This window comes from Cupriavidus sp. FW305-46, assembly GCF_058787075.1.
On record NZ_JBYSZI010000053.1, the window covers coordinates 1 to 13,316 of the forward strand.

The following is a 13,316-nucleotide window of genomic DNA, read 5'->3' on the forward strand; positions in this document are numbered from 1 at the left end:
CCCTCACCCCAACCCTCGCCTGCAAGCGAGAGAGGGAGCCAGTCCGCAGTAGTCTTGAAAGTGAGTCAAAGATGTCCCTTCCCGTAGCCACGCTTGTCACCGGCGGCAGTTCCGGTATCGGCCGCGCCATCTGTGAAATGCTGCTGGCCGATGGCGTGACCCAGGTGGTCAATGTCGACTATGCCGAACCGGCCTGGTCGCACCCGAACCTGACCTTCTTCCAGGCCGACCTGACCGATGCCGAGGCGACCCGCGCCGTGGCCGCGCAGGTGACCTCGCGCTTCGCCGTCACGCGCCTGGTGAACAACGCCGGCGCCACGCGCCCCGGCACCGCCGACACCGCCACCGTTGCCGACCTGGACTACGTGACCGGCCTGCACCTGCAGGCCACGCTGCTGCTGACGCAGGCGTGCCTGCCCGCGATGCGTGCTGCCGGTTTTGGCCGCATCGTCAACATGGCCTCGCGCGCCGCGCTGGGCAAGGCCGAGCGCGTGGTGTACTCCGCCACCAAGGCCGGCCTGATCGGCATGACCCGCACGCTCGCGATGGAGCTGGGCGGCGACGGCGTCACCGTCAACGCCGTGGCCCCGGGCCCGATCGCCACCGAGCTGTTCCGCAAGAGCAACCCCGAAGGCGCCGAACAGACCCGGCGCATCCTGGCCAGCATCACGGTCAAGCGCATGGGCACGCCGGAAGACGTTGCGCGTGCCGCGCTGTTCTTCCTGTCGCCAGACAACGGCTTCGTCACCGGCCAGGTGCTGTACGTGTGCGGCGGCACCACGCTGGGCGTTGCGCCGGTGTAAGCAGCGCGCGTCCCAGGCATCCCGCATTCAAGCATTCAACAAGAAGAGACGTTAACCAAGCGTCACGCATGGCGGCCCGTGGCCGGGCCGCCCACCGGATGCGCGCATGTGCGCGCCATCCGTTCGGGAACGGCAATCACGCCATTCAGCACAACCTCCCGCGGTACCCAATCACCGCCGGAACGATATAGCACCGGAGCATTACCGATGAGACAAGATTCCCAGACCTCCACCACGCGCCGCCGCCTGCTTGCCGCTGGCGTGGCGCTGGCCACCACCATCGCCGGCTTTGCCGGTGCGGCCCATGCGCAGGGCGGCTACCCGACCAAGCCGATCACCATGATCGTGCCGTTCTCGGCCGGCGGCACCACCGACATCCTGGCCCGCATCGTCGGCCTGCAGCTGGGCAAGGCGCTCGGCCAGCCGGTGGTGATCGACAACCGTCCGGGCGCGGGCGGCAACATTGGCGCCTCGCTGGCGGCCAAGGCGCCGGGCGACGGCTACACGCTGTTCATGGGCACCATCGGCACGCACGCGATCAACCAGTCGCTGTACTCCAAGCTGCCGTATGACCCGGTCAAGGATTTCGCGCCGATCACGCGCGTGGCCATGGTGCCGAACCTGGTGGTGGTGAATCCCAAGGTGCCGGTCAACAACGTCAAGGAACTGATCACCTACGTCAAGGCCAACCCGGACAAGCTGTCGTACGGTTCGTCGGGCAGCGGTTCGTCGATGCACCTGTCGGGCGAGCTGTTCAACTCCATGACCGGCCTGCATATCCAGCACATCCCTTACAAGGGCAGCGCCCCGGCCGTGAACGACCTGCTGGGCAACCAGATCGGCCTGATGTTCGACAACATGCCGTCGTCGTACCCGCACGTGAAGGCCGGCAAGCTGCGCGCCATCGCCGTGACTTCGGCCAAGCGCTCGCCGGCGCTGCCCAACGTGCCGACCGTGGCCGAATCGGGTGTGCCGGGCTATGAGGCCACCTCGTGGTTTGCGCTGTACGCCACCGGCGGCACGCCGCAGCCCATCGTCGACCGCCTCAACGCCGAAGTGGTGAAGATCCTGGCCATGCCGGAAGTGAAGAAGCAGATGGCCGACCAGGGTGCCGAACCCAATCCGGAAAAGCCGGCCCAGCTGGCCGCGTTCATGAAGTCGGAAACGGCCAAGTGGGCGAAGGTGGTGAAGGCTTCGGGCGCTACGGTGGATTGATTCGCGTCCTTGCCGCGCCAAAGAAAAGCCGGTCCCTGTCGGGACCGGCTTTTTGTTTATGCGTGGGCGGGGACGGCTGCCACTCAATCGCTGCCAAGCTGCAGCTTGTTTTTCTGCCGCTTTTCGATCGCAGATTTGAGCAGCGCCGCACTGCGATAGATGCCGTGTGCGAACTTGCCATACGGCAGCGTCGCAAACAACGCCATCACCACGCCAAGGTGGACCGCCAGCAACAGCGGCATCGCCGCGGTGCCGCGCCCGGCCAGCAACCCCAGCCCGGTGGCGCTGGTCAGCAGCAGCAGCGCGATGAAGCCGCGGTCCATCGGCCGCTGCCGGGCATCCCCATGCATCGGGTGCCGGCGCAGGTTCAGCCACAGCAAGCCGGCCGGGCCCACCAGCAGGCCCACGCCGCCGGCGGTGCCCAGCAGCACCGGCAGGCTCGTGACCGGATAGGGCGCATGCCGGCCCAGCAGATAGTGGTAGCCGGTCGCCACCGCCGTCGACGCAAAGCACAGCATGAAGCCGTAGAACGTGAAATGGTGGAAGCGCCGCCGCGCCAGCGTGAAGCGGTCGCTGGCCTCGTTGCAGCCATCGCCGTGGCCGCCATCGAGGTAGGTCAGTGCCAGCACGTTCCGGGTCGCCTCTGCCACGGCCGGTGCCGACGCTGTGCCGGCAGAGACATCACGCCAGAAGCGGCGCACGCCCAGGCCAAGCGCAAGCACGGCAAAGCCGAACACACTGCCGAACAATGCCGCCAGCGTGTTGTGCGGGAATACCGCGTAGAAATTGCCGCCCGCATGCGTCTGCCACAGCGCGCCGCCCAGCGTGGCGGCGAGTACCAGGAACAACGCCAGCCCGAAGGCCAGCGCCACCGACACCGTCAGCCCGTTGCGCTGGTACAGCTTGCCCAGCGGCGCGGGCCATGCATATTCGCTATAGGTTTCCAGCCGCACCTTTGCCATCGCCTGCGGCACGTTGACGCCGAAATCATGCGGCGGCGCGTACTGGCAGGCGTGGTAGCAGGCGCCGCAGTTGTGGCACAGGTTGGCCAGGTAGTTGACGTCGGCCTTGCCGAACTCCAGCCGGCGGGTCATGGCCGGGAACACCGCGCAGAAGCCTTCGCAGTAGCGGCAGGCATTGCAGATCTGCATCTGCCGGGCAACTTCGGCCTCATTGTCGGTCAGCGGCAGCACGCGGATGACGCGGGACTGCGGCGCCGGGGCGGCAGCGTCCTGCCCGGCCAGTTGCGCGGCCTCGCGCGCCAGGGCTTCAAGCTTCTGCATGGACGGCTCCCGTGTTGATGCCCGCCGCCAATGCAGCCTGCGTGCCCGCGATGCGCCCGAAGGCCGTGCCGATCGACATGCCGACACCGGCCGTGTATCCCTTGCCGAGCACGTTGCCGGCCATCATTTCTCCTGCCACGAACAGATTCCCGCTTGGCTTGCCGCCAAAGTGCACCTGGGCGCGGTCGTTGACCTTGAGCCCCAGGTAAGTGAAGGTGATGCCCGGCCGCAGCGCGTAGCCGTAGAACGGCGCCTGGTCGAGCGGCCTGGCCCAATGCGTCTTGGCCGGTGCCAGGCCTTCGGTGTGGCAGTCGTCCAGCGCGGTGTGGTCGAAGGTGCCGACGCGGCACGCCGCGTTGTAGTCCTGCACCGTGCGCGCGAACTGCGCTTCCGGCAGCCCCAGCTTGCGCGCGAGCTCAGGCAGCGTGTCGGCCTTCTCGCCGGGAAACACCGGCGGCATGAAGCGCCCGATGGCCTTGCTGTCGATGATCGAATAGCCGATCTGCCCGGGCTGCTGCGCCACCAGCCGGCCCCAGATGGCGTAGCGCTTGGGCCAGAAGTCCTCGCCTTCGTCGTAGAAGCGCACGGCGTCGCGATTGACCACGATGCCCAGCGACACGCAATCGATGCGCGTGCAGATGCCGCCGTCGTACAGCGGCGCGCGCGCGTCGATGGCGACACAGTGCGATTGCGACGGATCGCCGATGGCGTCGGCGCCGGCGTCGATCATGGAACGCAGCAGCACGCCCTGGTTGAAGCGCGTGCCGCGGATCAGGAAGTTGTCGGCGGGCCATTCGCCACGTTCGTTCCGGCCCCAGGCTTCGCGCAGCCATTCGCGGTTGGATTCGAAGCCGCCCGCGGCCAGCACGCAGGCGCGCGCGGTGAAGCGCTGGCTGCCGCTGCGCGCGGCGATGAAGCGGTCGCCGTCCAGCTCGATCGCGTCCACCGGGGTTTCATAGCGGACCTGCACCCCCATCGCTTCGGCGCTGCGGTAGTACGCGTTGACCAGCGCCTTGCCGCCACCCATGAAGAAAGCGTTGGTGCGCGCCACGTGCAGCGCACCCGACAGCGGCGGCTGGAAGCGCACGCCATGCCTGCGCATCCACGGCCGGCAGGTCGATGACGCGCGGATCACCAGCCGCGCCAGGTGTTCGTCGGTGATGCCGCCGGTGACCTTGAGCAGGTCCTGCCAGTACTCTTCCTCGGGATAGGCATCGACCAGCACGTCCTGCGGCGCGTCATGCATGCAGCGCAGGTTGCGCGTGTGCTGGGAGTTGCCGCCGCGCCAGGCGCGCGGCGCGGATTCGAGCAGCAGCACCGAGGCCCCGGCTTCGCGCGCCATCAGCGCCGCGCACAGGGCCGCGTTGCCGCCGCCAATTACCAATACGTCGACCATGGGGATTGTCTCCTTGCTGGCGCCATCTTGGCGGGCAAGGCGGGCGGGCGCCAGCAGGGGCGCGGCAAGGGGGCTTCAGCTTTCGTGAAGCCCGGCCGGGGCACGGCCGGCTCAGCGCGGGCGCAACGTGGCGCCGGGCCAGCGCCCCTCGCGCACCAGCGTGGTGGCGACGTCGGCCAGCACCACGCGCGCGGCCAGGCCCGCCGGCGACAGTTCATCGTCGGACAGGCTGACCAGCAGGTTGGGCCGCGTGGCGCCGGCGTCGGTGACCAGTATGCTGCGGTAGGGCGTGCCATGGCTGCGCGCCAGCGCCGCGCCCGGCTGGATGGTGGCGCCCAGGCCACCGCGCACGGCGTCCATCAGGATCGCCAGCCCGTCGATCTCCGCCACCACCTGGGGCTCGCGCTTCGCCTGGCGAAAGCACGCGGCGACCAGCGCGCGCAGCCCGTGCGAGCCGCTGGGCAGGATCAGCGGCAGCTTGCCAAGTGCCGCCACCGAGGTCTGCTCGCCGCGCGGCATGCCGGCCAGCCCCTCGGCGCCGATCACGAACAGGCGCTCATCGAGCAGCGGCAGCACACTCCAGCGCTGCGCGGGCTCCTCGCTGAACAGCACCGCCAGGTCGATCTGGCGCGCGCTCAGCATCGTGCCGAGGTAGCCGGACAGGCTCTCCACCATGCGCAGCCGCACGTCGGGGTAGCGCTCGCGCATGGCCTGCATGAAGGGCAGCGCCAGCACCGCGGCGGTGCTGGGCGGCAGGCCCACGCTGACATGGCCCGACAGGCGCGCCTGCCGCGCGGCCAGCGCGGCATCGTCGATATGGCGCAGCGCCAGCTGGGCCTGGCGCCAGAAGGCCAGCCCGGCATCGGTGGCGACCACGCCGGTGGAAGTGCGCTGCAGCAGCCGCGTCGACAGCTCGCTCTCCAGCCGGCTGATCTGCTGGCTCAGCGCGGACGTGACCACGCCCAGCTCCAGCGCCGCCTTGCCCATGCTGCCATGCTCGATCACGCTGACGAAGTAGCGCAGTTGCCTCAGTTCCATGTCGCGTCCCCGCTGCCGCAATTTGCCCGCATGGTAGCGGAAAACCTGCCGCAGTTCACGAATCCTGAAGACCCGTTAACGCCCGCCCGATGGCGCGCTTGCCAGCGGCTGCGTAGAGTCGCACCGGTCAGAAACCGGCGGAAGCGACACTACGCAGCCGCCATTCCATAACAACATGACTTTCCGCAAAGGAGACTGCATGACAACCGTTTCGCGCATGCGCCGCGCCGTGGTGGCCGGCCTCGCCGGTACCGCTGTACTGGGCGCGCCCGCCGCGTTCGCCGCGGACAACTGGCCGGCCAGGCCGATCACCCTGGTAGTGCCCTTCGCCAGCGGCGGCACCACTGACATCCTCGCCCGCACCATCGGCCAGAAGCTGGGCGAGGCGCTGCAGCAGCCGGTGGTGGTGGACAACCGCCCCGGCGCCGGCGGCACCCTCGGCGCGGCCAACGTGGCGCGCGCGCCGGCCGACGGCTACACCTTCCTGCTGGCCACCGTGGCCCACACCATGGCGCCGGCCATCTACAAGAGCCTCCCCTACGAGTTCACGCGCGACCTCGATCCGGTGGGCCTGGTGGCGCTGACGCCCAATGTGCTGGTGGTCAATCCTGCGATCCCGGTGAAGTCCGTGTCCGACCTGATCGCCTATATCAAGGCGCATCCCGGCAAGGTCAACTACGGCTCGGCCGGCATCGGCAGCACCGAGCACCTGTCCGGCGAGCTGTTCCGCGCGCTGACCGGCACCGACATTGCGCATGTGCCGTATAAGGGCGGCGCGCCGATGATGACCGACCTGATCGCGGGCCAGATCCAGATGGCGATCGAGACCAGCCCGTCGGCGTCGCAGCACGTGCGCAGCGGCAAGGTCCGGGCGCTGGCGGTCACCACCGCGAAGCGTTCCGCCGCCTATCCCGGCGTGCCGACGCTGGCGGAGAGCGGCGTCAGGGGCTATGAAGTCACCACATGGTTCGCGCTGATGGCGCCGCGCGGCACGCCCGCGGCGATCGAGCAGCGCGTCTCGGCGGAGCTGGGCAAGCTGCTGAAGGCGCCGGAGGTGCAGAAGCGGTTTGACGAGCAGGGCGTGACCGCTGGCGACATGACGCCAACGCAGCTTGCTGCCTTTATCCGCGCCGAAACCGACAAGTGGGGCAAGGTGGCGCGGGAATCGGGGGCGAAGGCGGAGTAACGGCCTCGCTCACAAGGGCGGCGCTGGCGTTACAGGAGGAGATCGCGCGGGAGCGGCCGCGGCAGCCGACCGGCTGCCAGAACGGGGGCTGAACACCCCTTGCCGGCAACAGTCCAATGGATGTCGCCAGCCTGAATACGGAGGAACCCAAAATGCATGACCTTTCCTTCGTTCACGCTGACGCGGCCCACGTCGAATGGCAGGTCGCGCTGGCGGACTGCCAGCGCCAGCTGGACACGCAGGATTTCCTGCGCCAGGCGAAGGCAGACAACGCGCCGCCGCTCACGCTCGGCTGGTGCTACCTGAGCGACTACTACGCGCTGGCCGCCGAGGCCATCCTTGCCGCGCTGCAGCAGAACTGGCCCGGCGTGTCCTGGGTCGGCACGGTCGGCCTGGGCGTATCCGCCAGCGGCAAGGAGTATTTCGACGAGCCGGCCATGGTGCTGATGGCGGCGCCGTTTCCGCGCGATGCGTTCCAGCTGTTTTCCGGGCGCCAGCCCTTGCCGCCGGCGTCTTCCGGCTTCGTTCCCCATACCGCGCTGGTGCATGCCGAGGGCAGTACGCCGGACGTGCAGGACCTGTTGCACGAGCTGAGCGCGCGCACGGCCACCGGTTACCTGTTCGGCGGCTTGTCGTCGGCCCGCAACCGTACCTTGCATATTGCCGATGGCGTCTTCTCCGGTGGGCTGTCGGGCGTGCTGTTCGGCCCCGGGATCGAACTGGTCTCCCGCGTCACGCAGGGCTGCCAGCCGATCGGGCCGGTGCGCGCCGTGACGCGCAGCGATCACAACCTCCTGTTCGAGCTGGACGGCAAGCCGGCCCTGGATTGCATCCTGAATGACCTGGGCGTCGAGCGCGATGCCCAGGTGGAGACCATGGCGGAGGCGCTGGCCGGAACGCTGGCCGGCCTGAATTCAGCCGCCGACGATGCCCCGGTGCTGCCCGGCAGGTTCGGCTCGGACACGCTGGTGCGCCACCTGATCGGCCTGGACGTGCAGCATCGCATGCTGGCGCTGGCCGACATGGTCGAGCCCGGCATGCGGCTGGCTTTCTGCATGCGCAATGCTGACGCGGCGCGCGCGGACCTGGTGCGCGTCGCCACCGAGATCCGCACGGAGATCGAACGCGGCGGCAGCCGCGCACGTGGCGCGCTTTACATCAGTTGCTCAGGCCGGGGCGGGCCGCATTTCGGCGCGCCGCATGCCGAGCTGCAGACCGTACGCCGCGCGCTTGGCGACCTGCCGCTGGCTGGCTTCTTTGCCGGCGGCGAGATCGCAAGGGATCACCTCTATGGCTATACGGGGGTGCTGACGGTATTCACCGGACATTGAATCCGCGAATGACTGCATCGATGTTGCGCATCTGGCGCGCAAACCAGATGCGCAACAGGCTGTTCGACAGGACCATCGGCAGCGAATACGCAATGATCCGATACACCTTGCCGCGCTGCAGTCTGGACGCCTTTGCCGGGTCCAGCCAGTCGTCGTTGCGCACCAGCAGCAACAGCGTTTCCATGCCGATAAGGACGGGCCACAGGCAAGCCAGCCGCAGCCGGATAAAACGCGGGTGAATGGCAAGCGTGTACGCCATCGCCTCGCAAAAGTGGTCCAGCGTCTTGCGCACGAGCTCGAGCATCAAGGCCCGAGCGCGCAGCGAGGCGTCCGGCAGCAGCAGATCCTGCGGGCTCAGGCCATGCTGGTGCAGCATCGTGGCCGGAAGATAGCAGCGGCCGATGCGCAGGTCCTTGCCGCAGTCCCGCAGCACATTGGTCATCTGCAAGGCTTTGCCGAAGCGGACCCCGCGGCGCAGCATGGCGTCGGGCTTGCCGATCGCGCCAGGCGTGTGCGCGGCGGTCATGCTGGTCCAGAACTCGCCCACGCATCCGGCGACCAGGTACGTGTAACGGTCAAGCTCTTCCGGCTCGCGCAGTGCGACGATGCGGCCTGCGTTTTCATCGGGGAAGGTGCGCAGGTCAAATTCCATGCCCTCGCTCAGGGTCGATACGATCTGCCGTACCGCTTGCCGGTCGTCCGGCTCCAGCTGCGCCAGCACCGCCAGCGCAGGGCCCAGTGACTCGAGCAGGATGCGCTCGTCCGACTGTTCCTGCCGGCCAGCCACCTCGGTTGCGATGCTGTCGGCCAGCGCCATGTCTGCGGTTGCACCGTTGACCTGGTCGCGCAACGACAACAGCAGCGCCAGGCGCCGTTGTGGCGGGATCAGCGAGGTATCGGCAATCGTGTCGGCGGCACGCGCCAGCAGATAGGCCAGGCCGACCGGATCGCGCATCCGCTCGGGCAGCACGCGCAGCGTGAGATAGAACGAACGCGAGACGCCTTTGAGCAGCGGACCGAGGAGGAACGCCCGGCTGGGTTCGCGCATGGGTGGTGTCCTGTTCCCTGGGAGGTTGGCGAAAGTGACAATGCCCGGGTGGCCGTCAGGCCGGGCCCGGGCATTGTACCTTCGACGCCAGGGGCAGATTGCTGGCCCTGTTCAGGGCGAGTCCTTGCCGAGATAACGCTCGAACCACTGCGCCGCCAGGCGAGCGACCGATTCCAGTGCGCCGGGCTCCTCGAACAAATGGGAGGCGCCGGGCACGATCACCAGCTTCTTGGTGCATGTCAGCTGGGCATACGCCGATTCATTGCGTTCCAGGACGCTCAGGTCCAGCCCGCCAATGATCAGCATGGTGGGCGCAAGCAGTTTCGCAAGGGCGTCGGGGCCCGCCAGGTCGACCCGGCCCCCGCGCGAAACGACGGCGTGTATCGGGACAGACGACTGGCATGCGGCACGGATCGACGCGGCGCCACCAACGCTGGCGCCGAAGTAGCCGAACCGCTGTGGCACGGCTTGCTGCCGCGCCACCCAGCTGGTTGCCTGCGCCAGCCGTGTTGCCAGGAGCTCGACGTCGAAGCGGATGGCCTGCACCTGGTCTTCGTCCGGCAGCAGCAGATCCATCAGCAGCGTTGCCATGCCGCAGCGATTGAGCTCCGCGGCCACATATCGATTGCGCGGGCTAAGCCGGGAACTGCCCGTGCCGTGCGCAAACAATACCAATGCGACCGCGCCGGGCGGCAACGTGAGTATGCCTTGCAGGTCCACGCCGCCGGCCGGGATCACAACCTCGATGGCTTCTGAATTGCTCGGCATGGCGCAGTCCTCCGACGGGCGGTGCGTAGACGTGCATCGCGTTGCAATCGCGCCCATCCAAGTCCACTATAGGGCGGGCGTGCCGGCGAGGCCAGTCGCCGTGTGCAGGTCTCCTGGCGCGCGCAATCGACATCAATCCTTTGGATCAGGAGGAAACATGAAGACCCTGTTTCTCGTCCGGCATGCCAAGTCAAGCAAAGACGATCCCTCCTTGCCCGACCGTGAGCGCCCCCTGAATGACCGTGGCCTGCAAGACGCCCCGGAAATGGGCAAGCGCCTGGCCGAGCGCAAGCTGAAGCCCGACCTGCTCCTGTCGAGTCCGGCCCTGCGTGCGCTGACGACAGCGCAACTGATTGCCGACGAGCTCGGCTATGCACGCAAGGACATCGCGCTCGATGACCAGCTGTATGCCACCAGCGCGGAGGCGTTGCTGGCCGTCGTTCGTGCGCTCGACAAGAAGCTAGATTGCGTGATGCTGTTCGGTCACAACCCCGAGTTCACCGACTTCGCGCATCGCTTGTCGGACGAGATCACCGACATGCCGACCTGCGCCGTCGCCAGATTCCGCTTCGACACTAAGGCGTGGGAGGATGTCGGCGAAATCACCCCCTCGAAAGTCACGCTGGAATCGCCAAAGAAGTAATCCGATGCCGGCTGCCGTCGGCGTGACAGTGATATATCCGGCTTGACCATACGGGGCGAAGCGATAAGAATTTGTGATCGCAGGCGAAAGCCTGCCCTCACGCTTCCCTACGCTTGGTCCCACCCATGATCCCACCCGTCAGCACCCTCCACGGCCGCCTGAAAATGCAGCACCTGCGCCTGCTGCTGGCGGTGGAGGAGCGTGGCTCCCTGCGCCAGGCCGCCGAGGCGCTGACGCTCACGCAGCCCGCGGTCAGCAAGATGCTGCAGGACATGGAAGACCTGCTCGGCGTGCCGCTGTTCGAGCGCCATGCGCGCGGGCTGCGGGCCACGCGCTTCGGGCTGGCGGCCACGCGCTATGCCCGGCTGGTGTTTGCCGACATGGGCGGGCTGCGCGATGAACTGGTGGCGCTGGAGTCCGGCAAGATCGGACGCGTGCGGGTCGGGGCGGTGATGGCGCCCACGCCGGGGCTGCTTGCCGACGTGATCCGGCAGCTCAATCGCGATCATCCGCGGCTGGAGGTGGCGGTGCACGTGGAGACCAGCGATGTGCTGATGCCGCAGCTTGAGCGCGACCAGCTCGATATCGTGCTGGGGCGCGTGCCGGATGGCTGGGACAGCAGCGGGCTGGACTTCGAGCAACTGGGCGACGAGGGTCTGGCCATCGTGGTCGGGCCGCAGCACCCGCTGGCGCGGCGCCGCAAGCTGTCGTTCGAGGAACTGACGGGCTACCCGTGGATCATGCAGCCGCGCCCCAGCCCGATGCGCGCGCTGATCGACCGCTCGTTCGAGGATGCCGGCGTGCCGGCGCCGCCGTCGACCATCGAGACCGCGGCGGTGCTGATGACCACGTCGTTGCTGGCGGACAGCGAACTGATCGCGGTGCTGCCGGAGTCGGTCGCCGCCTACTACGGCAGGCTTGGCGCGCTGGCGGTATTGCCGCTGCCCCTGCCGCGCAAGCTGGGGCCCTATGGCATCGTCACGCGGCGGGGCCGCCCGCCGACGGCATCGATGAGCCTGCTGATCGATGCGTTGCGGGCGTTGTCGAGATGAGCCTCAGCCGGGCATGCCTTGGCGCTTGCCGTCGAGGCGCCACGCGTGGCGTTGCGGGCTGTCCGGGCGCAGCGACGCGGGCAGCAGGCCGGGCGGCATGTCCTGGTAGCTGACCGGGCGCAGGAAGCGCGCGATGGCCAGGCTGCCGACCGAGGTGCTGCGGCCGTCGGACGTTGCCGGCCAGGGCCCGCCATGCACCATCGCATGCCCGACCTCCACGCCCGTGCCGAAGCCATTGACCAGGATGCGTCCCGCCAGGCGTTCCAGCGCGGGCAGGAAGGTGCGGGCGGCGTCGTGGTCGGCATCGTCGATATGGAGGGCGGCGGTCAGCTGGCCTTCCAGTGCGTCGATGACGCGCCGCATCTCGGTGAGGTCGCGGCAGCGCACGACCAGCGAGGCGGCGCCGAAGACTTCGTGGCGCAGCGCTTCGTCGGCCAGGAAGGCACCGGCGTCGGTGGCGAACAGCGCGGCCCGTCCCTGTGCAGCCGATCCCGCCGCGCCACGCGCAACGGTCTGCACTTGCGCATGGCCAGCGAGCCTATCGACGCCGGCGCAATAGGCACGATGGATGCCGGGCGTCAGCATGGTCGCAGCCGGCAGCGCCCCCAGCCGCGCAGCCGCGGCATGCAGGAAGCGCTCCAGGTCATCCCCCGCAACCGCCAGCACCAGGCCGGGGTTGGTGCAGAACTGCCCCGCGCCCAGCATCAGCGAATCCGCAAACGCCGTGCCGATGGCTTCGGCGCGATTGGCCAGTGCGTGCGGGAACAGGAGTACCGGGTTGATGCTGCTCATCTCGGCAAACACGGGGATCGGCTCGGACCGTGCCGCCGCGATCGCCATCAGCGCCATGCCGCCGGCGCGTGAGCCGGTGAAGCCGACGGCCTTGATGCGCGGGTCGGCCACCAGCCCTTGCCCGACCTCCAGCCCGGCATCGAACAGCAGCGAGAAGGTGCCTTCGGGCAGGTCCATGTCGTCGACGGCCTTGCGGATGGCGCGGCCGACCAGCTCCGACGTGCCCGGGTGCGCCGGATGCGCCTTCACGACGACCGGGCAGCCCGCGGCCAGGGCCGAGGCGGTATCGCCGCCGGCCACCGAGAATGCCAGCGGAAAGTTGCTGGCGCCGAATACTGCTACCGGCCCCAGCGCGATATGGCGCAGGCGCAGGTCGACGCGCGGCAGCGGCTTGCGTTCAGGTAGCGCGGGGTCGACGCGCAGTTCAAGGAAGTCGCCCTGGCGCAGCAGGCTTGCGAACATGCGCAACTGCCCCACGGTGCGGCCGCGCTCGCCTTCGATGCGGGCGCGCGGCAGGCCGGATTCGGTGGTGCAGCGGTCGATCAGGGTATCGCCCAGCGCCAGGATGTTGGCGGCGATGGCGTCGAGGAAATCGGCGCGCCGCTCGGGCGTGGTCTCGCGGTAGGTGTCGAATGCCTGCCATGCCAGCGCGCAGGCCTGGTCCAGCTGTGCGGGCGTGGCGCCGCCGAATGCCGGTTCGAGGGTGGCTCCGGTGGCCGCGTCGATGGCGTGGATGGTGCCGTTGCCGCCGCGTTCAGCGC

The 13,316-nt window shown here is 68.5% G+C and carries 12 protein-coding genes; 6 read left to right on the forward strand and 6 right to left on the reverse strand.

The annotated features are described in order from the left end of the window. Positions 1–71: 71 nt before the first annotated feature. Together AC3WON_RS23215 and AC3WON_RS23220 are read left to right on the forward strand one after the other, a co-directional pair. Entirely contained in the window at positions 72–803 is a 732-nt protein-coding gene (locus tag AC3WON_RS23215) for an SDR family NAD(P)-dependent oxidoreductase (RefSeq protein ID WP_492352827.1), read from the forward strand. A gap of 207 nt (positions 804–1,010) precedes the next feature. Next, positions 1,011–2,018 (forward strand): Bug family tripartite tricarboxylate transporter substrate binding protein, encoded by a 1,008-nt coding sequence (locus tag AC3WON_RS23220; RefSeq protein WP_010809834.1) that lies wholly within the window; start codon positions 1,011–1,013, stop codon positions 2,016–2,018. An 83-nt stretch (positions 2,019–2,101) separates the two neighbouring features. On the opposite strand, the gene tcuB is transcribed toward AC3WON_RS23220, so the two are convergent. From tcuB to AC3WON_RS23235, 3 genes are all read right to left on the reverse strand, one after another. Further along, complete coding sequence (gene tcuB, locus AC3WON_RS23225) at positions 2,102–3,301, reverse strand: tricarballylate utilization 4Fe-4S protein TcuB (protein WP_492352828.1); 1,200 nt, start codon at positions 3,299–3,301, stop codon at positions 2,102–2,104. Next, entirely contained in the window at positions 3,288–4,697 is a 1,410-nt protein-coding gene (tcuA, locus tag AC3WON_RS23230; RefSeq protein WP_492352829.1) for an FAD-dependent tricarballylate dehydrogenase TcuA, read from the reverse strand. The genes tcuB and tcuA overlap by 14 nt, the downstream gene beginning before the upstream one ends. 111 nt (positions 4,698–4,808) lie before the next feature. Continuing rightward, positions 4,809–5,735, reverse strand: coding sequence for a LysR family transcriptional regulator (locus AC3WON_RS23235; protein ID WP_011616412.1), 927 nt, complete (start codon positions 5,733–5,735; stop codon positions 4,809–4,811). Between the two features lie 199 nt (positions 5,736–5,934). Between AC3WON_RS23235 and AC3WON_RS23240 the strand changes: the two genes are divergently transcribed. Beyond that, the gene (locus AC3WON_RS23240; RefSeq protein WP_492352830.1) at positions 5,935–6,921 is read left to right on the forward strand and encodes a Bug family tripartite tricarboxylate transporter substrate binding protein; all 987 of its coding nucleotides are present in this window, start codon (positions 5,935–5,937) and stop codon (positions 6,919–6,921) included. A 152-nt stretch (positions 6,922–7,073) separates the two neighbouring features. Next, positions 7,074–8,252 carry an FIST signal transduction protein gene (locus tag AC3WON_RS23245; RefSeq protein WP_492318170.1) on the forward strand — a complete coding sequence of 393 codons (1,179 nt, stop codon included), beginning with the start codon at positions 7,074–7,076 and terminating at the stop codon, positions 8,250–8,252. On the opposite strand, the gene AC3WON_RS23250 is transcribed toward AC3WON_RS23245, so the two are convergent. Together AC3WON_RS23250 and AC3WON_RS23255 are read right to left on the reverse strand one after the other, a co-directional pair. After that, positions 8,239–9,300, reverse strand: a complete 1,062-nt coding sequence (locus AC3WON_RS23250; RefSeq protein ID WP_492352831.1) for a phytoene/squalene synthase family protein — start codon at positions 9,298–9,300, stop codon at positions 8,239–8,241. The two genes, AC3WON_RS23245 and AC3WON_RS23250, sit on opposite strands and share 14 nt — an antisense overlap. A gap of 111 nt (positions 9,301–9,411) precedes the next feature. Further along, on the reverse strand, positions 9,412–10,068 hold the full coding sequence (locus tag AC3WON_RS23255; RefSeq protein ID WP_492318168.1) for a dienelactone hydrolase family protein: 657 nt from the start codon (positions 10,066–10,068) through the stop codon (positions 9,412–9,414). A gap of 157 nt (positions 10,069–10,225) precedes the next feature. Here AC3WON_RS23255 and AC3WON_RS23260 point away from each other — a divergent pair, with 157 nt between their 5' ends. Further along, entirely contained in the window at positions 10,226–10,711 is a 486-nt protein-coding gene (locus AC3WON_RS23260; protein ID WP_492318167.1) for a SixA phosphatase family protein, read from the forward strand. Positions 10,712–10,836: 125 nt separating this feature from the next. Next, positions 10,837–11,763 carry a LysR family transcriptional regulator gene (locus tag AC3WON_RS23265; protein WP_492318166.1) on the forward strand — a complete coding sequence of 309 codons (927 nt, stop codon included), beginning with the start codon at positions 10,837–10,839 and terminating at the stop codon, positions 11,761–11,763. A gap of 3 nt (positions 11,764–11,766) precedes the next feature. On the opposite strand, the gene AC3WON_RS23270 is transcribed toward AC3WON_RS23265, so the two are convergent. Beyond that, positions 11,767–13,316 (reverse strand): aldehyde dehydrogenase (NADP(+)) (locus AC3WON_RS23270; RefSeq protein ID WP_492352832.1); only part of this gene is annotated, 1,550 nt, incomplete at its 5' end.